Annotated in this window: 21 protein-coding genes and 1 pseudogene; 11 read left to right on the forward strand and 11 right to left on the reverse strand. The window is 73.5% G+C overall.

Translation table 11 applies throughout. The annotated features are described in order from the left end of the window. Nucleotides 1–37: 37 nt before the first annotated feature. From AC068A_RS15435 to AC068A_RS15460, 6 genes are all read right to left on the reverse strand, one after another. Entirely contained in the window at nt 38–733 is a 696-nt protein-coding gene (locus AC068A_RS15435; RefSeq protein WP_478585065.1) for a hypothetical protein, read from the reverse strand. Further along, complete coding sequence (locus AC068A_RS15440) at nt 709–1,272, reverse strand: hypothetical protein (RefSeq protein WP_478585067.1); 564 nt, start codon at nt 1,270–1,272, stop codon at nt 709–711. Before AC068A_RS15440 ends, AC068A_RS15435 begins: the two co-directional genes overlap by 25 nt. A gap of 213 nt (nt 1,273–1,485) precedes the next feature. Beyond that, a complete protein-coding gene (locus tag AC068A_RS15445) occupies nt 1,486–2,601 on the reverse strand; it encodes a hypothetical protein (RefSeq protein ID WP_478585069.1) in 1,116 nt (371 codons plus the stop codon). Between the two features lie 112 nt (nt 2,602–2,713). After that, nucleotides 2,714–3,340 carry an SMI1/KNR4 family protein gene (locus tag AC068A_RS15450; protein ID WP_478585071.1) on the reverse strand — a complete coding sequence of 209 codons (627 nt, stop codon included), beginning with the start codon at nt 3,338–3,340 and terminating at the stop codon, nt 2,714–2,716. Nucleotides 3,341–3,354: 14 nt separating this feature from the next. Then, nucleotides 3,355–3,510: a hypothetical protein gene (locus AC068A_RS15455; RefSeq protein ID WP_478585072.1), complete on the reverse strand. Its 156-nt coding sequence runs from the start codon at nt 3,508–3,510 to the stop codon at nt 3,355–3,357. Between the two features lie 159 nt (nt 3,511–3,669). Continuing rightward, complete coding sequence (locus AC068A_RS15460) at nt 3,670–4,863, reverse strand: PucR family transcriptional regulator (RefSeq protein ID WP_478585073.1); 1,194 nt, start codon at nt 4,861–4,863, stop codon at nt 3,670–3,672. Between the two features lie 182 nt (nt 4,864–5,045). Between AC068A_RS15460 and AC068A_RS15465 the strand changes: the two genes are divergently transcribed. From AC068A_RS15465 to AC068A_RS15475, 3 genes are all read left to right on the forward strand, one after another. Continuing rightward, a complete protein-coding gene (locus AC068A_RS15465; protein WP_478585075.1) occupies nt 5,046–6,014 on the forward strand; it encodes an SGNH/GDSL hydrolase family protein in 969 nt (322 codons plus the stop codon). 134 nt (nt 6,015–6,148) lie between these two features. Then, nucleotides 6,149–6,817: a tetratricopeptide repeat protein gene (locus tag AC068A_RS15470; RefSeq protein ID WP_478585136.1), complete on the forward strand. Its 669-nt coding sequence runs from the start codon at nt 6,149–6,151 to the stop codon at nt 6,815–6,817. A gap of 143 nt (nt 6,818–6,960) precedes the next feature. Continuing rightward, a complete protein-coding gene (locus AC068A_RS15475) occupies nt 6,961–7,293 on the forward strand; it encodes a hypothetical protein (RefSeq protein ID WP_478585076.1) in 333 nt (110 codons plus the stop codon). 35 nt (nt 7,294–7,328) lie between these two features. Here AC068A_RS15475 and AC068A_RS15480 read toward each other — a convergent pair whose 3' ends face one another. After that, nucleotides 7,329–7,682 carry a hypothetical protein gene (locus AC068A_RS15480; RefSeq protein ID WP_478585077.1) on the reverse strand — a complete coding sequence of 118 codons (354 nt, stop codon included), beginning with the start codon at nt 7,680–7,682 and terminating at the stop codon, nt 7,329–7,331. Between the two features lie 268 nt (nt 7,683–7,950). Here AC068A_RS15480 and AC068A_RS15485 point away from each other — a divergent pair, with 268 nt between their 5' ends. Next, complete coding sequence (locus AC068A_RS15485; RefSeq protein ID WP_478585079.1) at nt 7,951–8,316, forward strand: hypothetical protein; 366 nt, start codon at nt 7,951–7,953, stop codon at nt 8,314–8,316. Between the two features lie 24 nt (nt 8,317–8,340). Here AC068A_RS15485 and AC068A_RS15490 read toward each other — a convergent pair whose 3' ends face one another. Beyond that, the gene (locus tag AC068A_RS15490; protein ID WP_478585081.1) at nt 8,341–8,526 is read right to left on the reverse strand and encodes a hypothetical protein; all 186 of its coding nucleotides are present in this window, start codon (nt 8,524–8,526) and stop codon (nt 8,341–8,343) included. Between the two features lie 181 nt (nt 8,527–8,707). On the opposite strand from AC068A_RS15490, the gene AC068A_RS15495 reads away from it, so the two are divergent. Continuing rightward, nucleotides 8,708–9,349, forward strand: coding sequence for an endonuclease (locus AC068A_RS15495; RefSeq protein WP_478585082.1), 642 nt, complete (start codon nt 8,708–8,710; stop codon nt 9,347–9,349). Between the two features lie 420 nt (nt 9,350–9,769). Here the strand turns inward: AC068A_RS15495 and AC068A_RS15500 are convergent, their stop codons facing one another. Next, nucleotides 9,770–11,557 (reverse strand): thiamine pyrophosphate-requiring protein, encoded by a 1,788-nt coding sequence (locus tag AC068A_RS15500; protein ID WP_478585084.1) that lies wholly within the window; start codon nt 11,555–11,557, stop codon nt 9,770–9,772. A gap of 219 nt (nt 11,558–11,776) precedes the next feature. Here AC068A_RS15500 and AC068A_RS15505 point away from each other — a divergent pair, with 219 nt between their 5' ends. The 6 genes from AC068A_RS15505 to AC068A_RS15530 all read left to right on the forward strand — a co-directional run bounded on the left by AC068A_RS15505 (nt 11,777) and on the right by AC068A_RS15530 (nt 17,335). Next, nucleotides 11,777–12,283, forward strand: a complete 507-nt coding sequence (locus AC068A_RS15505; RefSeq protein ID WP_478585086.1) for a DUF5709 domain-containing protein — start codon at nt 11,777–11,779, stop codon at nt 12,281–12,283. 42 nt (nt 12,284–12,325) lie between these two features. Then, nucleotides 12,326–13,045 carry a UdgX family uracil-DNA binding protein gene (locus tag AC068A_RS15510; RefSeq protein WP_478585088.1) on the forward strand — a complete coding sequence of 240 codons (720 nt, stop codon included), beginning with the start codon at nt 12,326–12,328 and terminating at the stop codon, nt 13,043–13,045. A 70-nt stretch (nt 13,046–13,115) separates the two neighbouring features. Continuing rightward, nucleotides 13,116–13,382 (forward strand): DUF4235 domain-containing protein, encoded by a 267-nt coding sequence (locus AC068A_RS15515; RefSeq protein WP_478585090.1) that lies wholly within the window; start codon nt 13,116–13,118, stop codon nt 13,380–13,382. A 255-nt stretch (nt 13,383–13,637) separates the two neighbouring features. Further along, nucleotides 13,638–14,126: a (2Fe-2S)-binding protein gene (locus AC068A_RS15520; RefSeq protein ID WP_478585092.1), complete on the forward strand. Its 489-nt coding sequence runs from the start codon at nt 13,638–13,640 to the stop codon at nt 14,124–14,126. Then, nucleotides 14,123–15,121 carry an FAD binding domain-containing protein gene (locus tag AC068A_RS15525; RefSeq protein ID WP_478585094.1) on the forward strand — a complete coding sequence of 333 codons (999 nt, stop codon included), beginning with the start codon at nt 14,123–14,125 and terminating at the stop codon, nt 15,119–15,121. Before AC068A_RS15520 ends, AC068A_RS15525 begins: the two co-directional genes overlap by 4 nt. Before the next feature lie 57 nt (nt 15,122–15,178). Next, nucleotides 15,179–17,335 (forward strand): xanthine dehydrogenase family protein molybdopterin-binding subunit, encoded by a 2,157-nt coding sequence (locus AC068A_RS15530; RefSeq protein WP_478585096.1) that lies wholly within the window; start codon nt 15,179–15,181, stop codon nt 17,333–17,335. A 457-nt stretch (nt 17,336–17,792) separates the two neighbouring features. Here AC068A_RS15530 and speB read toward each other — a convergent pair whose 3' ends face one another. Together speB and AC068A_RS15540 are read right to left on the reverse strand one after the other, a co-directional pair. Further along, on the reverse strand, nt 17,793–18,782 hold the full coding sequence (gene speB, locus AC068A_RS15535; RefSeq protein WP_478585098.1) for an agmatinase: 990 nt from the start codon (nt 18,780–18,782) through the stop codon (nt 17,793–17,795). 139 nt (nt 18,783–18,921) lie between these two features. Then, nucleotides 18,922–19,194 (reverse strand): annotated as a pseudogene (locus tag AC068A_RS15540) (carboxyl transferase domain-containing protein); the annotation flags it as partial. Between the last annotated feature and the right edge of the window lie 322 nt (nt 19,195–19,516).

Consider the following 19,516-nt stretch of genomic DNA (forward strand, 5'->3'; position numbering starts at 1 on the left):
GCCACCACGTGCTGCGGGGACGGCCGGTCCGGAGTCCTCATCTGCCGGCCGATGCCCGCAACGGCCCGGTCCGCGCCGAGGGCGCCGGGGGCGCCGGGGGCGCCGAGGAGGCGACGACCCGGGAGGCCGAGGGCGCCGCGGCGGCCGGAGCCGCCGACCGCGCCCAGAGCACCAGCAGCACCGGCAGCGCCAGGTAGCCGAACCGCCCCGCCGGGGCCAGCAGGAACGCCACCGCCAGGCCGATGGCGAGCCGGTCGGCGGCGGCGACCACGGTCCGCGGCGGCCGCAGCACCAGGGACAGGGCCACGGCCGCCCCGCCGAGGAGCAGCAGCCCGACCGTCACCCACCACCCGTACGGGCAGAGCTCGCTGATCAGGCGGCCGGGCAGGGGGCTGTTCGCCGGGGTCGGCACATCGGCCCTGCCGGTGGGGAACGCGAAGACCTGGCGGACCAGTTCGCCAGGCTGCAGCAGGGCCGCCGGCAGCACCGCCACGGCCGTCCCCGTCACCGCGAGCAGCCCGCACCGCGCTGCCGCCCGCCACCCGTGCACCGCTGCCAGCAGCAGCACCGCGACGGGCACGGCCGGCCAGGCCGTCCACTTCAACGCACACGCACCAGCCAGCACGGCACCCGCGAGCACCGGCCGCCCGGCCGCTGCGGCAGCCAGCGCCAGGCAGCACGACCCGGTCAGCGGCAGGTCCACCCCGCTCACAGCCAGCGGCAGCGCGACCACAGGAGAAGCGACCAGCGGCGGGAACAACCCGTGGAAGCGGGCCCCTCGTCCGCCGAGCCCGCCGAGCAGCCGTCGACCGCCCCACATTCCACCGAACAGCGCGGCCGCACACCCCGGGCGTCCCCGAGCAGCCGGGACAGCCAGCCGGAGTCCCCGAGCACCGCCCGCGGTATCCCGAACACGGCCATGCCCGGCAGGTACGGGGTGTACTCCTCGACCCGGACGGGCCCGTCGACGTACGGGCTGCCGGACTCGAGCAGCAGGCGGCCGGACCGTTCGATGACGGCGACCTCCGACTGGCCCTGCCCGGTCCACGCCAGGTACAGCAGCGGGACGGCGACCGCCCCGGCCAGCGCGAGCGCGAGGGCGGCGCGGGGCCGCCGCAGCCCGGTGGCGCAGGCGGCGCCGAGGTATCCGGCGGCCGCGCACCACCCCCACAGCCGGTGCGTGGCGAGTGTGGACACCAGCGGGAACGACAGCGCCCAGGCGGCCGCGCACAGCCAGCCGAAGGCCCACCAGGAGATACGGGAGGAGGTCATGCCCTCATTGCAGCCGCGGCCGCCCCGCCGGGTCTGCACACCCAGGCGGACACTTGGGGGTCGGGTTTCCCCTACCCCGCGGAGCCGTGGAAGGGTGGCCGGCGGCGGCCGCCCGGGCCGGCGGCGCCGTCAGCGCTTCGGCCCGGAGCTGCCTCGCCCGCCCGCCACGGCGGGTCGCTCCGTGGATCCCGATGCCGGATGCCGGCGGCCCCGTCAGGCCTTCGGCAGGAACGCCTGCCTGCTCGCGCAGGTCCACACCGTGGCCCGGCCGTTCCCGTTCTCGTCGAGGAGGCTGCCGCCGACCCGGTCGTCGTCGGTGACCGCGTGGGCGCTGCCGCGGCGCGGTCCGGAGCCGCCGGGCAGGGCCAGCACCGGGCCCTGGCCGGGCCAGTACGCGGGCTGCGTGCTCTTCCTCCAGCCCTCCTCCATGGAGACGGCCGAGCCGACCACCGCCCCGCTGGTGGGGCTGGTGGCCTCCAGGGACAGTTCCTCCTCGCCGGCCAGCCGACCGGGCTCGGTGGGGAGCCCGTCGTACGGCCTCTTCCAGGTCGCCGGCCGGAAGTGCTGGAGTTCGCGCCAGGACGTCCACTCGTGGCCGACCACCCGGCCGCGGTTGTCGATGGCGCTGCCGATCGTGGAGTAGATCTGCGCCTCCTGGTTCCAGGCCCGGAGGCTGTACGGCGGGTACCCGCCGGCCGGCCAGACCACCGGGTGGGAGCGCATGATGATCTCGTCGGTCTCCTGGTTCCAGTACTCGCCGTACAGGTTGCCGAGGACGTCCCCGCGCTTGTTGATCGAGCTGACGGCCACCCGGCTGTTCGGGTAGGCATCGGCGGGCGCCGGGAGTTCGCGGACCACCGCGCCGTCCGCCCACTCCTTCGCGACGCCGTTCTCGCTGGTGACCACCCGCCCGGTCGCGCTGATCGCGGCGGCCGCCCCGTAACGGCCCGGGGTGGTCAGCAGCCGGACGGCGGTGTCGCCCGGCCGGTGGCTGAACGCAGCCTTGGTGTCGACGTCGCGTGTCAGCGTGCCGACCATCAGCCCTTTGTCGCTGATCGAGGTGACGGCGCCCCCGGTCCAGCCGTCGGGCAGCGGCACGGCGTGCGCGGTGGTTCCGGTCCAGTAGACCGGCAGGCCGTTGCTCGTGCCGACCGCGAGGTCGCCGCGCCCCAGGCCGTACACGGTCCCGCTGCGCGTCGGCCCGCCGGCGGACAGCGCGTCCAGCGTCCGGAGTTCCGGCGTGCAGCCCGCTGCACCGGCCGGCCCCGCGGCCGTGATCAGTCCTGCAAGCGCGATGGCGGCAGCGGCCGCGGCAGTGCTCTCCCGCATTCGGAAAATCCCCCTGGTCATGACATGTACGAGCACATACTGCCGGGTAAGGGAGCGGAACGGTACGGACCGCTTGTGATCATCAGGCACGTAGGTCGTCGTGCCGCAGCGCTCACTGGGTGTGCGCCATCCATTCGGCGAACAGGTCGGACGTGTTGGGGAACGCGTCGAGTGCCGTGCCCTTCGGCCTGACGGCGCCTCCCTCGAAGACCCAAGCGCCGGATCGCAGGCCGCGAAGGTGGCCTTCCAGGGCGTCGCGGAGGCTCGATCCCATGACCACCAGGTCGCACTCGGAGACGAAAGTGATCACTTGGCCGCTGGATCCGTGAGGCCCCGGGTACAGGTCGACGTACGTGTTGTCGCCGTCCCACCATTCGTTTCCTGCGATCGGGATGCGTCGAGGATGTCTCACCAGGTTGCGCAGGAGCCCGTCGTCACTGATCGTGTGGTCCGCCTCGTCGCCCTCGTCGAACCACTCCCTCTCGTCGCGCCATTGCTCGACCACCGCTTCCAGCGGTGCCAGGGGACTGCACCCGGGCAGCCATTCGAATGGTTCTCCGGAGGACGGGTCCTGGCCGTCGTGGTGGAGGAAGGACTCCCGCAGGTCCCTCGGAAAGGCCACCCCCATGGCCTTCTCCGCCTTCTCGATGCGTTCCGGTGATACGCCGGGCCGGAGGCGGAGCGACCGGTCCGCATGTGTCCGCGCCCACTTTTCGAGCTCGTCCCAGAGGGTGTTCATGATTCCGGCTCTCCTCAGCCCTCGTAGCCCTTGTCGGACAGGATCCGGTCGATGCCGCCCGGGACGCCTTCCCACAGGGGGCGGATCCCGCTGTCCAGGACCTGCCGGCGGCCGAGGATGTCCGCCAGGGTGGTGGTGGGCGTGCTCTTGAAGCCGCTGACGTCGCTCATGTCCCGTTTCCCCCTACGCCTTGGTGTCGTCCCCGGCACCCTACGCACTCCCCTCAGGTCGATCACTGCCGGGAGGGGTCCACGAGCCGGTCCGGGGCGGCCGAGGCCGGCGTCGAGGACGGGCGGCGGACGAACCACGCCCGGAGGGGGACCGGCGGGCTACGGTTCGGGCATCAGCCGCAGCGCGTGGAGCGCCACGGCGAGGTCGGCCACCGCGCGGGGGTCGCGCAGCGGGCGCCCCGTCAGCTCCTCCAGTCTGTGCAGCCGGTAGCGGACGGTGTTGCGGTGGCAGTACAGGAGCCGCGCCGCGTCGGCGTTCGAACCGGCCGCCGCGAACCAGCACTCCAAGGTCTCCAGCAGGCGGTCCCGTTCGTCGGCCGGCAGCCGCAGGACGCCCTCGAGGACGGCGCGGGCGATCCGTCCGGCCTCCTCCGGGGCCGCTGCCACCAGCAGGGCGGCCGGGCTGTTGTCGAAGCGTGCGACGCCCGCGGGTCGGCCGCGTGCGCCGGTGAGTGCCAGGCGGGCGAGCCTGAGGGCCCTGGGGGTGTCGCGCAGGTCGCGGTACGAGGGGCTGACGCCCACGCGGACGGCCGGCGAGCGTTCCAGGACGTGCAGGACCGCGTCGTCGGCTCCCGGGCGCCGGACGGCCACGACGCCGACGTGGAGGTCCGGCAGCAGGCGCCAGGCGGACCGCAGGTGTTCGGCGAGCAGGCGGGCCTCGATTCCGGGCAGCGCCTCCCGGCCGGGGCCGGGGACCTCGGCGGCGACCACGACGTAGGGACCGCCAGTGGGCAGTCCGAGTACGTCGGCGGCTTCCCAGAGGGTGGTGCGGTCGGTGAGCAGGCCGGTGAACAGGGCCTCGACCATGGCCGAACGCTCCCGCTCGCGCTGGAGCACCATCTCGGCGGCCTCCTCGCGGTACGCGTCGCTCGCCGACGCCGCGAGGCCTCCGTTCACCCACCAGGCGGCCAGCGACATGACGGTTTCCGTGGTGAGGCCCTGGGTGGCACGGGCCTCGGCGGCGATCGCGGACCACAGGACCTCGGAACCGACGCGGTAGGCGTGCAGCAGTTCGGCCAGCGGCGTTCCCTGGCGGGCCCGTTGGCGGCCGGTCTCGTGCGCCGGCGAGGCCCCGTCCCCGCAGCGGCCGTCGACGAGCTGCCGGAGCACCTGCTCGCAGTTGTGCCGGCACGATGCGGCCAGCTCCGCGAAGGGGACGTGTTCGTCGTCCCGGTAGTACGTCACCTCGGCACGGATGCGGCGGGCCATCCGCGTGCCGAGCTCCTGGGTGCGGGTGAGCAACGAGGCTGCCACGGGAGCGATTTCGGCGGGTGCGTCGGGGGTGCGGCTCATGCCCGCAGGCTACAAACGGACGATAGCGGGAGGGGGCGCATTGTGCCCCGGGACAACGGGGTCGGGGCGGGTCTGTGTGTCGGCACATGGCCCGCGCGGGGTCCGGCCAGCACGATACGAGGACGTTACCGGCCGGTATCGGACCGCATCCCGTCGTGCTGCCTCCTCAGGGGGAACCAACCGTGTCCACACCCGCAACACCCCACACCGCACCCCACACCGCACGCCGCACCGGACGCCGTACCGCGGGCCGCGCCGCCCGCCGGGCGTCCGCCCTGGCCGGCGCCGCTCTCCTCGCCTCGACCCTCACCCCGGCCACCGCAGCGGCCTCCGCGCAGGCCGCGGCCGCGGCCCCGGCCCCGGCTCCCGCCTGGACGGGGAAGTACGTGGCCCTCGGGGACTCCTACGCCGCCGGGGCGGGGGTTCCCGCCCAGTCCGCCGGCCTGTGCCTGCGCTCCGACCGCAACTACGGCCACCTCGTCGCCGCGGCCCTCGCCCCGTCCTCCTACGTGGACAGGACCTGCACCGGGGCCAAGGTGAGCGCACTCACCACGCCCCAGACGGACGCCGGGACCGTCGTCAACGGCCCGCAGCTCGACGCCGTCACGCCCGACACGTCCCTGGTCACCGTCACGCTCGGGGGCAACGACATGGGCACCTCCGATGTCGGCTTCGTGGACGTCGTGGCCGTCTGCTCGACCCTGGCCGTGACCGAACCCCTCGGATCACCCTGCCGGGACCACTACGGCGACACGCTCAGCAGGCGGCTCGACTCGGCGGCCGCCCGGCTGGCCGACGGCCTGCGCACGCTGTCCGCCAAGGCTCCCCGCGCCAAGGTGGTGGTCGTCGGGTACCCGTCGGTGCTGCCCGACGACCCGCTGACGTGCCTGGGCAAGCTGCCCGTCACGACCGGCGACCTCCGCTTCCTGCGCTCCGTCATCGGCGAGCTCAACGAGAAGGCGGCCGGGGCCGCCGCCGCGGCGGGCGCCGCGTACGTCGACACCCTCGGCCCGACCAGGGGCCACGACAGCTGCTCCTGGTCCCCTTGGATCGAAGGGGTTCTGCCCACCTCGCCCGCAGCGCCCCTGCACCCCAATGCCACCGGCCAACGCGCCATGTCCGAGGCGGTGCTGAGGGCCCTGGGCCACTGAACCCGCCCGACCGCCCCCGGGGCGGCGGGCCCCGGCAGTGATCTGGGCATCGATCTCTTCCGCGGTTCTGCCGCCGTATCGGAGGATCTGCTGCTGCCGCAGGGCCGGATGGTCTGCCGGAACTGGCCGGCCTGCTGAACGAGTTGGCCGTCACCTGCAAGTACACCGGTGAGTTCGACGAGGCCGAGCGGCTCTACCGGCGGGTGTGGGCGTTGCTGGTGGAGGCCGGGGGTCCCGCCCATCCGGAGCTGGCCACCGTCTGGCACAACCTCGCGGGCCTGGCGCATGCGCGCGGGGACTTCGCCGCCGCCGAGCCGCTGGCCCGCCGGTCGGTCGCCCTGCGCGAGCGCGTCCTGGGCCCCGACCACCCGGCCGTGGCGGAAGACCGTGCCGCCCTCGCGGCGGTCCTGGACGGCCTGGGCAGACGGGAGGAGGCGGAGGGGTTGTTGCGGGCGGCGCTCGAGGTCTTCAGCCGTGTCCTGGGCCCCGGGCACCACGAGACCGCCGTCACCTGCCACAACCTGGCCGGCCTCGCCTACCGCCGCGGCAGCCTCGACGAGGCCGAACAGCTCTTCCGGCGTGCGCTGGCCGTCAAGGTGGCGGTCCTCGGCCCGGACCATCCGGAACTGGCGGTGACGCTGCACAACCTGGCCCTGGTCCTGGAAGACCGCGGCAGGCGGGCAGAGGCGCTCACGCTCGCACGCCGTGCCCTTGCCGTCCTGGACGGGGCGGTGTCTCCCGACCATCCGTTGCTCGCCGCCTGCCGCGGACTGGCCTGCCGCCCGAGCGCGCCGCCGCGTTGATCGCCGGCCGGTTGGACGCGGTCACCGCGGCGGCGGAGTCGTCCTCGCCGTGGAAGCAGGTCACGGCGGTGAGGGGCGTGCGGGTGGGCGCGTCGGCCGTGGAACGGGGTCCCGCGCCGATGTGCGCCTCTACAGTGCGGACTGTGGATGATCACGAGACGGAGTTCCTGGCTGCGGTACGCACCTTCCTGAGCGAGGCCGGGTTCACGGTGAGCGCGGCCGGCGCCGAGGGCGTCTATACGGTGCAGCACGCCCGCGGCGTCATGGTCGGCTGGATGCCCGAGGAGAACCCACGCGTTCGCGTGCGTCGACGCGGCCCGCGCCGCAACCGCAACGCCCGGCCCGACCTGCCCGGGCTTCGGCAGGCCTTCGGCCTGGCCCTCGCCGCCGCCTTCCGGAACGCCGGATTCACCGTCGAGGCCCGCGGCGACGAATGGCTGCTGGTCATCAACCCCCAGCACCAGCCCGAGCTGTAATACCGGGTGGCGGCTGCCGGACCGGCCACGCCGTGCTATCCCGCGCGGCCGTGGATCCGCAGGTGGATGTCCTTCTCCTGGTCGCCGGCGGCGGTCCCCACCGTGTCGATCACGAAGGCCGAGTCCAGCACGGCCACCACGCGGTCCACTGCCCGGTAGCCGCCCTGAGCCTCGACGCTGACCTGGTGTGCCAGGGGGGTGGCGGCCGCCGGGGTCCCTTCGGCGGGGACGGCCACGTCGTATTCGGACGTCCAGACCGTCGCCCCGGTGCCCGACCGCGGCCTGGTCGTCCTCTCCGCCGTGAAGGCCGCGTCCAGAGTCGCGAAGACGGCGCGGGCGTCCTCCTCGGCGCAGTCGCTGACCACCACGGTCACCTCCGTGCTGCTCATGACGGGCTCCTCCCTTGCAGCCGGAACGGGTTCGGGTCCTCCTCCAGCATCCACCCGCGCCCGCCGCGGCGCGCTGCGGCCTGTCCGTGCCCGTACGGACACCGACAGTGCCCGGCCCGTCTGACGTCGGCGGGCTCGTCCTGATGCTCGGCTTGGCCGCGTTGTTCGCGCATGGTCGCGGTCGCCGTGCTGATCGTGCTGCGCACGGTTCCGGGACCGGCGGCCGCCCGGGCGGCGGTCCGCGGGATGCGGGGCTACGCTCCGCAAGATGGAACGCGCAGAGATACTCAAACGGGTGATCGGCATCCTGACCGAGGCGCAGGACATCCGCCTGGCCGTGGAGGCCGGTCAAGACGTCGAGGCTCCCGCGGCGGGGAACGGCGTGGCCACGCTGCTCCTGAACGAGATGCTGCCGTCGATCAGGGTGCCGGCCGACGCGTCTCCGCAGCAGGTGGCGGCACATGTCTCCCGGGCGCTCGGCCCCGCGCTGCACACGATGGTCTCCGGATTCAGCCTGGCGTTCACCAGCCTGGCCATCGCCCACGACAGCGGGCGCACGGACGTCTCCTCGATCGAGGTCCTCCAGGAGCTCGCCCTGGAAGTCGAGGCGGGAATGTACGACGAGGGGCCGTAGGCCTCGGCATGCGGCCGGGGGTGGTCACTCCGCGTCGTCGGCGTGCCCTCGGGCCATCTTCCGCTCCTGCCGCCTCCTCAGTTCCTCGGGGCTCTTGCCGGGAACCGGCTTGCTGGCCTCGGGGTGAACCGGATCCGGACCAGGGTGCTTCTGCGGCTGCTCCTCGCGGCCCTGCTCCGGCTTCTGCCGCTTGTCGTCGTTGCCCTTCACGGCTGTGCCTCCCGGAGGGTCTCCGTCCGGTGTTCCGGACCGCCTGCGTCTGCCCGCCGGCGCCCGGTGCAACCTTCCCTCCGCCTTCCCCGGATCGGGAGTGGCTTCCGGGAGTCGGGGCAGGCGCTCCCGGAAGGGGCGGGCCTCCCCGCCCGTGGAACGACTGGGCAAGGACACCCCGATGGACTCCACGAAGGCGATGGCCCGGCGAATACTGCGCGACTACGGGGAGACGTACGTGCACGAGGCCGGTATCCGGCTGCGCGACACTCCCGCCCCGCTCTACCAGCTCCTGGTGCTGTGCGTCCTGCTGTCGGCGCCCATCCGTGCGGCGACGGCGGTCGCGGCGGCCCGGGAGCTGTTCGCGGACGGGCTCCGCACGCCGCGGCGGATGGCCGATTCCGAGTGGCAGGACCGCGTCGACGCGCTCGGCCGGGCGCACTACCGCAGGTACGACGAGAGCACGGCCACCGCCCTCGGCGAGGGGGCGCGGCTGCTGCTCGACCGCTGGAACGGCGACCTGCGCGCCCTCCGGGACGAAGCCGGCGGCGACCCCGCCCGGGTACGGGAGCTCCTCCAGGACGTACCGCGGATCGGCCCTGCCGGAGCGGACATCTTCTGCCGTGAGGCCCAGGCCGTCTGGCCGGAGCTCCGGCCCTTCGCCGATGCGCGGGTGCGTGACGCGGCATCCGGCGTCGGCCTGCCCCGTACGCCGGGGAAGCTCGCCGAGCTCGTGCCGCGGCGCGAGTTCACCCGGTTGGCCGACGGCCTGGTGCGCATGAGCCTGACCCGTGGCGCAGCCGATCGGGTGCGTGCCGCGTGACGACCGCCCGCAAGCCCCCGCCTGCATGCCGCGAACCCTGGAGCGAAACCACGGGCGCCGGCGGCTGCCGGAGAGCGGACGACGGGGAGTCGTCGGGCGGGTACGGGGTTGCTGCGCCGCCGCAGGACGCGCGCGTGACGGGAGCAGTCGTGATCGGACAGAGCCTGGAGCCGCTCCTGCGGCCGTACCGGCCTGCCGAGTCCCACGGGCACGGCAGGCGCATCGTCGACGGCCTGGCCACCGCCTGGGGCGTCACCCAGCGGCCCGACGGCAAAACCGTATGGGCGCCCCTTGCCGTGCCGGAACCCCTGTCCGTTGCCCGCCCGGCACGCGGCGACGGAGCCACGAGGGCCCGGAAGCAGTCTCACCAGCGGCAAGCGCCTTGAGGTTGAGGGCGCCGCACGGCCGTCCGCGAACACGTCAGCTTCCTCCGCCGCCCGGCAGGAACTCCTTGAGTTTCGCCTTGAATCCCTGCCGGACCACGGCGGCACGGTCGCTCTCCCCGCCCAGCACGTCGGTGGCGGCGGACTTGATCTGTTCCCAGGTGGCGTGCGGCGGGATCGGCGGCACGGCCGGGTCCGTCCGGAAGTCGATGACGTACGGCCGGTCCACGGCCAGCGCCCGGCGCCAGGCGGGGGTCACCGTCGCGGCCGTCTCCACCCGCTCGCCGTCCAGGCCGAACAGGGCGGCGACGTCTGCGTAGGGCGCGTCGGGGATGCTCTGCGAGGGTTCGAACTGCGGGGCGCCCTGGAGGGCGCGCATCTCCCAGGTGACCTGGTTGAGGTCCTGGTTGTTCAGCACCGCGACGACCAGCCGGGGATCGGACCACTGGTGGAAGTACTTCGCCGCGGTGAGGAGTTCGGCCAGTCCGTTCATCTGCATCGCGCCGTCCCCGACGAGCGCGATCGCCGGGCGGTCGGGGTGGGCGAACTTCGCGCCGATCGCGTACGGCACACCGGGGCCCATCGTGGCGAGGGTGCCCGAGAGGGAGCCGCGCATGCCGTCGCGCAGCCGCAGGTGCCGCGCGTACCAGTTCGCGGCGGACCCGGAGTCGGCGGTGACGATCGCGTTGTCCGGCAGCAGTCCGTCCAGGGCGTGCACCACGTACTCGGGGTTGAGCGGTTCGGCCGGCACCTGGGCCCGCTGCTCCATGACCTCCCACCAGCGCGCGGTGCCCTTCTCGATCGTCTCGCGCCAGGCGCCGTCCGTACGGCGGTCCAGCAGCGGTACGAGGCGCCGCAGCGTCTCGGCCGCGTCACCGACGAGATTGAGCTCGAACGGGTAGCGCAGGCCGACCATGGCCGGCTCGATGTCGATCTGGACGGCGCGGGCCTGGCCGAACTCCGGCAGGAACTGCGTGTAGGGGAAGCTGGAGCCGACCACGAGCAGCGTGTCGCAGTCCCGCATCATCTCGTACGAGGGCCTGGTGCCGAGCAGCCCGATCGCCCCGGTGACGTACGGGAGGGTGTCGGGCAGGGCGTCCTTGCCGAGCAGCGCCTTGGCGACGCCCGCGCCGAGGAGGTCGGCGACCTGCTCGACCTCGGCGCGGGCGTGCCGGGCGCCCTGGCCGATGAGGATCGCCGGCTTCTCGCCGGCGTTGAGGATGTCCGCGGCCCGCGCGAGGTCCTCGTCGGCGGGCACCGGGGCGTAGTGGCCTACGCCCAGGCTGGAGGGGACCTGCTTGAACGCGTGGGCGGGCGGCTCGTAGTCGAGTTCCTGCACGTCGGCGGGGATGATCAGCGCGGTGGGTGCCCGGCGGGTGGCGGCGATGCGCACGGCACGGTCCAGGACGTTGGGCAGCTGCTCGGGGACGGTGACCATCTCGCAGTAGTCGGAGGCGACGTCCTTGTAGAGGGAGAGCAGGTCGACTTCCTGCTGGTAGGAGCCGCCCATGGCGCTGCGGTCGGTCTGCCCGACGACGGCGACGACGGGCACGTGGTCGAGCTTCGCGTCGTACAGCCCGTTCAGGAGGTGGATCGCGCCGGGTCCGGAAGTGGCGGCGCAGACCCCGATCCGGCCGGAGAACTTGGCGTAGCCGACGGCCTCGAGCGCGGACATCTCCTCGTGCCGCGCCTGGATGAACCGCGGCCGGTCCTCGGCGCGTCCCCAGGCCGCGAGGAGACCGTTGATGCCGTCGCCCGGGTAGGCGAAGACGTACGTGACCCGCCATTCCCGCAGTCGCTGCAACACGTAGTCGGCAACCTTCATCGTCCTGCTCCCTCGTGGTCGGGTCTGCTGGGTCCACCCCCCTCGAACCTCGCCCCCCTCGCCCCTGTCGTCCCCCTCGCCCCGGTGTCTGCCCGGCCGGGTCCGTCCCATGCGGGGCCGGTCCGGGCCGGATTCCGGAAGGCGCGGTACGGGACGTGGAACGCGGGTAGCCGCAGGGCAGGGCACGGAGCAGCGGACGCCCAGTGAAAGGCGCACACCATGAGCGACACCGATCCCACAGGCGACAACGTGTACCAGCTGCCGAACCCGGACCAGCCCGGCGAGATGCAGCCGGACCTGGAGAACACCCTCGCCGAGCCCGGCCTCGACGAGCGCCTCGACACCGGTGAGTCGCCGCCCGAGCGCCCGTACGCGGCCACGGACTATGGCACCACCCGGCGCGAGCAGCGCGAAGGGGAGAGCCTGGACGAGCGCCTTGCCCGGGAGGTCCCCGAACCCGACCCGACGCAACCCGGTGAGGACAACGGAGTCGGCGACCTCCCGGGCGGCGAGGGCGAACCGATCGACCCGCAGGCCGGTACGGTGCGCGCCGGCCGCCTGGCTCCCGTCTACGACGCCGGTGCAGGGCGGCAGCTCACCGTTCGGGCCAGCGACGTGGGCATCGACGGGGGTGCCGCAGCGGCCGAGGAGGCCGCGATCCACGTGATCGAGGAGATCGAGGAGGAGGACGAGGGCACCGGTGCCCCGGGGGCGGACGCCGGGTGATGCCGGAGCACGGCGGCAGCGGACGCGACGGAGGTGAGCGACGTGGGGCAACGGACACGGGACGCGGACGGCGACCGGAATCCCGGCGCGGCGGACACGGCGGCAGAGCACGACGCCGGGCCGTACGTCCCGCACACGGACGACCTCGGTGAGCTACGCGAGGCCGCGGCCTCCTGCCGTGGCTGCCCCCTCCACGCGGACGCGACGCAGACGGTGTTCGGTGCAGGCCCGCGCAGGGCCCGTGTCGTCCTCGTGGGCGAGCAGCCCGGGGATCGGGAGGACAGGGACGGCGAGCCCTTCGTCGGACCGGCGGGCATCCTGCTGCGCCGGGCATTGGACGCGGCCGGGCTGGACGAGTCCTCGGTCTACTTCACCAACGCGGTGAAGCACTTCAAGTTCACCGTGGCCGAGGGAAAGAAGCGGCGGATCCACAAGGCCCCGAGCCTGCGCGAGATGGCCGCCTGCAGGCCGTGGCTGGTGGCGGAGCTGGCGGCGATCCGGCCCCGCCTGGTGGTGGCGCTGGGCGCGACGGCGGGAAGGGCGCTCCTCGGCGGGCCCTTCCGGCTCGGTGACCACCGGGGAGCGCTGGAGCCCCTGCCGGGAGGCGGCGCCGCCCGCGACGGCGAGCCGGACATGCCGGAGGCACTGGTGCTCGTGACCGTGCATCCGTCGGCCGTGCTCCGCGCGCCGGACCGGGACGCCGCGTACCGCGGCCTGGTGGCCGATCTGCGGGTCGCCGCCCGCGCCCTGGCGCGGGCGTAGCCCCCGCCCGGCGGCGCGCCCGTCGCGCCTGCCGCAGGGCCTGTACCGACGGAGACATCGGGAGGACGACGTGAACAAGGCCAAGATCGCCTACCGGCCGGTCGGACTGGCGCTCGGCGCCCTCAGCGGGCTGATCGCCGGGCTGGTGTTCAAACAGCTGTGGAAAACCGTGGGCGGCCAGTCCGACGCACCTGACGCCCTCGACGAGGAGCGCTCCTGGCCCGAGATCCTGCTCGCTGCCGCTTTGCAGGGGGCGGTGTTCGCCGGGGCCAAGGCGGCTGTGGAAAGGGCCGGCGCTACGGTTGTGCGCCGGCTGACCGGCACCTGGCCCGGCTGACCGCCGGCCGAGCTGGACGCCGGCGGGCGCCCCGGCGTCGGCGAGGAGCGGGTCTCGTGGCCGACCGACGCGGCTCCGTGCCTGCGGCCCGTGGGGTATTCCGCGTGCATGGACGGCGGCAGGGTGGGCAGGCGCGGCCTCGGAGGTCGATACGGATGGTTGCGCTCCTCTTGGTTCTGCCGGTGGTCCGGCCGCTCGGCTTCGCGGCCCGGCCCAGGACCGGCAGCGGCAGCCGGTACCGGCGGTAGAGCGGGCATGGACGGCCGCGACGGCTTCGCCTCGGACGTGGTGCTCCGCGTCAACGGCGTGGCGTACGCCCTGCACCTGGACCACCGGGTGACCCTGCTCGACGCGCTCCGCGAGCACATCGGGCTCACCGGGGCGAAGAAGGGCTGTGACCACGGGCAGTGCGGGGCGTGCACGGTCCTGGTGGACGGGAGGCGCGTGGACAGCTGCCTGCTGCTGGCTGTTGCCGTGGACGGGGCAGAGGTGACGACGGTCGAGGGGCTGGCTGCCGACGGGCGTCTCGACCCCTTGCAGGAGGCGTTCCTGGCCCGGGACGCCCTCCAGTGCGGCTACTGCACACCGGGACAGCTGTGCTCGGCCGTCGGCATGCTCGCGGAAGCCGCAGGGGAACTGCTGCGGTGGGACCGCGCCGAGATCGCCGAGCGTATGAGCGGCAACCTGTGCCGCTGTGGCGCCTACCCCCGCATCGTCGACGCCGTGCAGGACGTGATCGCATGAAGACGTTCGCGTACGTGCGTCCCGCCGATCTCGCCGGTGCGGTCGAGGCGCACGGCGGCCGGCCGGGCTCCGCCTACCTGGCCGGCGGTACCAACCTCGTGGACCTGATGAAGCTGGGCGTGGCCGAGCCGGACACCGTCGTGGACGTGGGCCGGCTCCTCGACACCGGCGTCACGCGGACTGCGGACGGTGCCGTGCGGGTCGGCGCCGGGGTCCGCAACAGCGACCTGGCCGCCCACCCGCTGGCCGGCGGCCGCTGCCCCGTCCTCGCCCAGGCCCTGCTGTCCGGGGCCTCCCCCCAGATCCGCAACGTGGCGACCACGGGCGGCAACCTCCTCCAGCGCACGCGCTGCCCCTACTTCCAGGACACCGCCAAACCCTGCAACAAGCGCCGCCCCGGAAGCGGCTGCGGGGCCCTCGACGGCATCACCCGGGACCACGCCGTCCTCGGCCACTCCCCGGCCTGCATCGCCACCCACCCCTCCGACCTCGCCGTGGCGCTGGCTGCCCTCGACGCCGAGGTGGAGCTTCTCGGTCCGGCGGACCGGGGAACCCGGACCGTGCCCGTCACCGACTTCATCCGGCTGCCCGGCGACCGGCCCGAGCGGGACACGCTGCTGGAGCCTGGCGAGCTCCTGACCGCCGTCCTGCTGCCGCCCGGCGCGTTCGGCCCGCCGTCGCGATACCGCAAAGTGCGTGACCGGGCCTCGTACGCCTTCGCCCTCGTCTCGGTCGCCGCGGTCCTGGAGGTGGCGGACGGACGCGTGCGGCGCGTGGCGCTCGCCTTCGGCGGGCTCGCCCACCGCCCCTGGCGGGCCCGCACGGCGGAAGAGCTCCTGCTCGGCGAGGAACCCGCGCCGGCGGTCCTGCGCACCGCCGTGGAAGCCGAGCTGGGCAGGGCGCGTCCACGGCCCGACAACGCGTTCAAAGTGGCCCTGGCCCGCAACCTGGCCTGCGAGGTCCTCGAGGGCCTGGCCTCCGCCCGGCCCACGTGATCGGCGGCAGCGATGCGCCGCCGGTCGGACGAAGCGACGGGAGCGACGGGAGCGATCATGGAGACGGAATCCCCCGCCACCGGGAAGGGCGCCGTGCTGGGGCGGCCGGCCGTCCGCCGGGAGGGGCCGGAGAAGGTCACCGGCCGTGCCCGCTATGCGGCCGACCACACACCGCCCGGCTGCCTGTACGCCAGGCCGGTCCCCGCCACCGTCGGCCCGGGCGAGGTCCGCGCCGTCGATGTCTCCGCTGCCCTCGCCGTACCGGGCGCCGTGGCCGTCCTCACGCCGTTCGACGCGCCGCGCCTGGGAGCCGCCGACGACCCGACGCTGCGGGTGCTCCAAGGGCCCCGGGTGCCGCACCGCGGCTGGTACGTGGCCCTGGCCGTCGCCGAGGAGCCCGAGGCCGCGCAGGCCTGCGCCGACGCCGTCCGCATCGACTACGGGACTGCGGCCGGCTTCGACGTCACCTTGCGTGAGCAGCACCCGGATGCGTACACACCCGACGAGGTCAACGGCGGCTATCCCGCCGTCCGGTCGAGCGGCGACGCCCCCGCCGCATTCCGCACCGCCCCCGTCCGCGTGGACTGCCGGTACACGGTTCCGCCGCTGCACAACCATCCCATGGAGCCGCACGCCGCGACCGCCCACTGGGACCCGGACGCAGGGCACCTGACCGTGTACGACTCCAGCCAGGGGTCGACGATGGTCCGCGCCGTACTGGCCTCCCTGTTCGACCTGCCGGAAGAGCGCATCACCGTCGACTCCACCCACGTCGGAGGCGGCTTCGGCGCCAAGGGCACCCCTCGGCCGCACGTCGTGCTCGCCGTGATGGCCTCCCTGCGCACGGGACGTCCCGTCAAACTGGCACTCCCGCGCCGCCACATGGCCGCCGTGGTCGGCCACCGGGCCGCCACGCTGCACCGGCTGCGGCTGGGGGCGCGCGAGGACGGCACGCTCATCGCAGTGGCCCACGAAATGACCACCTACACCTCCCGGGTAAGGGAGTTCGTCGAGCAGGCTGCCGTCCCCGCGCGGGTCATGTACGCCGCGCCGGCGCTCCTCACGGCACACCAGGTCGTCCCGTTGGACGTGCCCACGCCGTCCTGGATGCGGGCCCCCGGGGAGGCGCCGGGCATGTACGCGCTGGAGTCGGCCATGGACGAACTCGCGGACGCCCTGGGCATGGACCCCGTCGAACTGCGCATCCGCAACGAACCGCACGTCGAACCCGACAGCGGCCGCCCCTTCAGCAGCCGCGGCCTCGTGGAGTGCCTGCGGGAAGGGGCCGCCCGGTTCGGGTGGCCCGATTGCCGGGCGCCTCGGCGGGACGGAAGCCGGCTCATCGGAGCGGGTGTCGCGGCGTCGACGTACCCGGTGTGGGCCGCCGCGTCGTCCGCCAGGGCCCACGCGCGGGCCGACGGCACCTATCTGGTCGAGGTCAACGCCACCGACATCGGCACGGGCGCGCGGACGGTGCTGGGGCAGATCGCCGCCGAGACGCTCGGCGTGTCGCCGGAGCGGGTCGCCGTGGCGATCGGGCACACGGAACTGCCCGTCGCCTCGCTGGCCGGGGGCTCCTCGGGCACGGGTTCCTGGGGATGGGCCGTGCACGACGCGTGCGTGGCCCTGGCCTCGTCGGTGGCACGGCACGGCGGTGCCGTCCCGGACGGCGGGCTGACCGCCTCCGCGGACACCACGGCGTCGGCGAAGCAGCGGTCACCGTACGCGCGGCACGCCTTCGGGGCGCAGTTCGCCGAGGTCCGGGTGGACGCGGTGACCGGTGAGGTGCGCGTGGCCCGGATGCTCGGGGTGTTCGCCGCGGGGCGGATCCTCAACCCCGTCACCGCGCGCTCCCAGTTCATCGGGGGGATGGTGATGGGGCTGGGCATGGCCCTGACGGAGGGCAGTGCCCTCGACCCCGGGTTCGGGGACTTCACGGCCGTCGACCTGGCCGCGTACCACGTACCCGTGCACGCGGACGTACCGGACGTCCAGGTCGCCTGGATCGACGAGCACGACAAGCACCTCAATCCCATGGGCAGCAAGGGCATCGGCGAGATCGGGATCGTGGGCACCGCCGCGGCGATCGGCAATGCCGTGGCCCGGGCGACCGGTCGCCGTATCCGGACGCTGCCCCTCACCCCCGACCGGGTGCTCACCGCGCTGTCCTCCGGGCCCCTGGAACGCGCCACGACCGGTGGCGGCGGGTCGTGAACTCTATGAACGAAAGGATGACCGGGGTGCCCTTGCCGCGCCATGGTCTGAGGGGACATCACCGGCAGCAGGCCGCGCGGTGCGGAACCCGGCCGCGGCCGGGGCGGGTGGTCCGGGCTCTCCCCCACGGTGCCCGGATCCGGGCCGGGCGTCAGGCTGGAATTCGGGTCCGGAGTGGTGTCATGGGCATTCTTCGCTGCGGCCATGACAAGCCCTCGCCTGTTTATCCGCTTTTTATTTGTGCGAAAGGTGCGCACAGCCGGGGAAATGGTGAACGGAAGTCGCGCGCACCGGAATTGCCCAACAGGCCGGGGAAGCGAGTGCGGCCTGCACGCGCAATGGAAGAGTAGGGCCGGGAAGGGCCGGCACACGATGTCCTGACGGTTCCGCCACGGTAAATTTTGGCGAACGGGGGCGCGGCCGGTACCGCTCGCACCGGCCGCGCCCTCAACGGAGGTTATCCGCCCATCCCCCAGCGCACCGGGGCGATCTGCTTGGACATGATCGTGATCAGCTCGTAGGCCGCGTGCGAGGCCGCGATCGAGGTGATGCCCGCATGGTCGTACGCGGGCGCGACCTCCACGATGTCGGCGGAGACCAAGGTGCAGTCGGCCAGCCCGCGCAGGATCTCCAGCAGTTCGCGGGAGGTCATCCCGCCGGCCTCCGGCGTGCCGGTGCCGGGGGCGTGCGCCGGGTCCAGGACGTCGATGTCGATGGAGACGTACAGGGGCCGGTCGCCGACCCGTTCGCGCAGTTGCTGGGCTATCTCGTCCACCCCGCGCCGCATCACGTCCGCCGAGGTGACGATGCCGAAGCCGAGCTTGGCGTCCTCGTCGAGGTCCTTCTTGCCGTAGATCGGGCCGCGGGTGCCGACGTGGCACAGGGCGGAGGTGTCGATGACGCCCTCCTCAACGGCCCGGCGGAAGGGCATGCCGTGGGTGTACTGCTGGCCGAAGTAGTCGTCCCAGGTGTCCAGGTGGGCGTCGAAGTGCAGGACGGCCACCGGCCCGTGCTTCTTGGCGACGGAACGCAGCAGCGGCAGCGCGATGGTGTGGTCGCCGCCCAGCGTCATGAGGCGTGCCCCGGTCGAGAGCAGCTCGTCGGCGGCGGCCTCGACCGTCTCCACCGCCTCGGCCGTGTTGAACGGGTTGGCGCTGATGTCGCCGGCGTCCGCGACCTGGCTGTAGTGGAAGGGGTAGACGTCCTGTGCCGGGTTGTAGGGGCGCAGGGTGCGGGAGGCCTCGCGGATGGCGTTGCCGCCGAAGCGGGCTCCGGGGCGGTAGGTGACACCGCCGTCGAAGGGGACGCCGACCACGGCGATGTCCGCCTTCTCCACCTGGTCGAGGCGGGGGATCCGGCCGAATGTGGCCTGACCGGCGAAGTGCAGCGTCCTGTCGGTCTCGGTCGGCGGCAGCGGCGGGGTCACGCCGTTGGGCTGGGCGGTCATGGTGCGATCTGTGCCTTTCCAGGGATCACTGCGGCGGGTTGCCGTGCTTGCGGGACGGCAGGTCGGCGTGCTTGCTGCGGAGCATCGCGAGGGCGCTGACGAGGGTCTCGCGGGTCTCGGCGGGGTCGATGACGTCGTCGAAGACCGTGCGGCCTTCGACCGTGCCCCAGCCGGTGACGACACCGTCCGTATACGGCTTCTCGCCCTCCAGGCCGAAGCCGGTCGCCCGGTGCCGGCGCAGCTGCTCGACCTCCTTGAAGGAACCCTCGTCGAGGAGCAGCGCGATGCGCTCGCGCGCCGTCAGCTTGCCCTTCGCATGCTGGGCCTCGGTCGCCCGGTCACTGGGTCCACGCCGCGCCTGCCCGCGCAGGGAGTGCAGCTCGGCCGGCTTTCCGGTGAGGTTCGTCGTCATGTGCCGCCCTCTCGACCCCTGCCCCCGCCCCGCGACACGGGCGGGTCCCTCGGTTCGCGCCGGGCCCCAAAGGCCCGCGCCGGACCATTAAACGAGCGGCCGCCACGGCTCCTCCACCGCCTCCGACCCCTAATCTCGGCGCGGCCACCCCTAGAGCGCAAACAGTTCAATGCGCCCGCATTTGAGGTTTCCTTGAGGTTTCCAGCGCACCGGAGGACGGCTGATTCGGCTGAACCGGAAGCAACTTGAAGACGTGTCATTCCAAAGCAGCTCCGTTAGCCGACCGGTCGGGAGTTGGTACAGTTCAATCGAACCTGCGAAC

It is taken from the genome of Streptomyces sp. NPDC043854 (assembly GCF_056436005.1).

Excerpts from the sequence above, each read along its gene's own strand:
- AC068A_RS15440 (WP_478585067.1), bottom strand. The coding sequence starts at position 1,272 with ATGACCTCCTCCCGTATCTCCTGGTGGGCCTTCGGCTGGCTGTGCGCG.
- AC068A_RS15445 (WP_478585069.1), bottom strand. The coding sequence starts at position 2,601 with ATGCGGGAGAGCACTGCCGCGGCCGCTGCCGCCATCGCGCTTGCAGGA.
- AC068A_RS15450 (WP_478585071.1), bottom strand. The coding sequence starts at position 3,340 with ATGAACACCCTCTGGGACGAGCTCGAAAAGTGGGCGCGGACACATGCG.
- AC068A_RS15455 (WP_478585072.1), bottom strand. The coding sequence starts at position 3,510 with ATGAGCGACGTCAGCGGCTTCAAGAGCACGCCCACCACCACCCTGGCG.
- AC068A_RS15460 (WP_478585073.1), bottom strand. The coding sequence starts at position 4,863 with ATGAGCCGCACCCCCGACGCACCCGCCGAAATCGCTCCCGTGGCAGCC.
- AC068A_RS15480 (WP_478585077.1), bottom strand. The coding sequence starts at position 7,682 with ATGAGCAGCACGGAGGTGACCGTGGTGGTCAGCGACTGCGCCGAGGAG.
- AC068A_RS15485 (WP_478585079.1), top strand. The coding sequence starts at position 7,951 with ATGGAACGCGCAGAGATACTCAAACGGGTGATCGGCATCCTGACCGAG.
- AC068A_RS15495 (WP_478585082.1), top strand. The coding sequence starts at position 8,708 with ATGGACTCCACGAAGGCGATGGCCCGGCGAATACTGCGCGACTACGGG.
- AC068A_RS15500 (WP_478585084.1), bottom strand. The coding sequence starts at position 11,557 with ATGAAGGTTGCCGACTACGTGTTGCAGCGACTGCGGGAATGGCGGGTC.
- AC068A_RS15505 (WP_478585086.1), top strand. The coding sequence starts at position 11,777 with ATGAGCGACACCGATCCCACAGGCGACAACGTGTACCAGCTGCCGAAC.
- AC068A_RS15520 (WP_478585092.1), top strand. The coding sequence starts at position 13,638 with ATGGACGGCCGCGACGGCTTCGCCTCGGACGTGGTGCTCCGCGTCAAC.
- AC068A_RS15525 (WP_478585094.1), top strand. The coding sequence starts at position 14,123 with ATGAAGACGTTCGCGTACGTGCGTCCCGCCGATCTCGCCGGTGCGGTC.
- AC068A_RS15530 (WP_478585096.1), top strand. The coding sequence starts at position 15,179 with ATGGAGACGGAATCCCCCGCCACCGGGAAGGGCGCCGTGCTGGGGCGG.
- speB (WP_478585098.1), bottom strand. The coding sequence starts at position 18,782 with ATGACCGCCCAGCCCAACGGCGTGACCCCGCCGCTGCCGCCGACCGAG.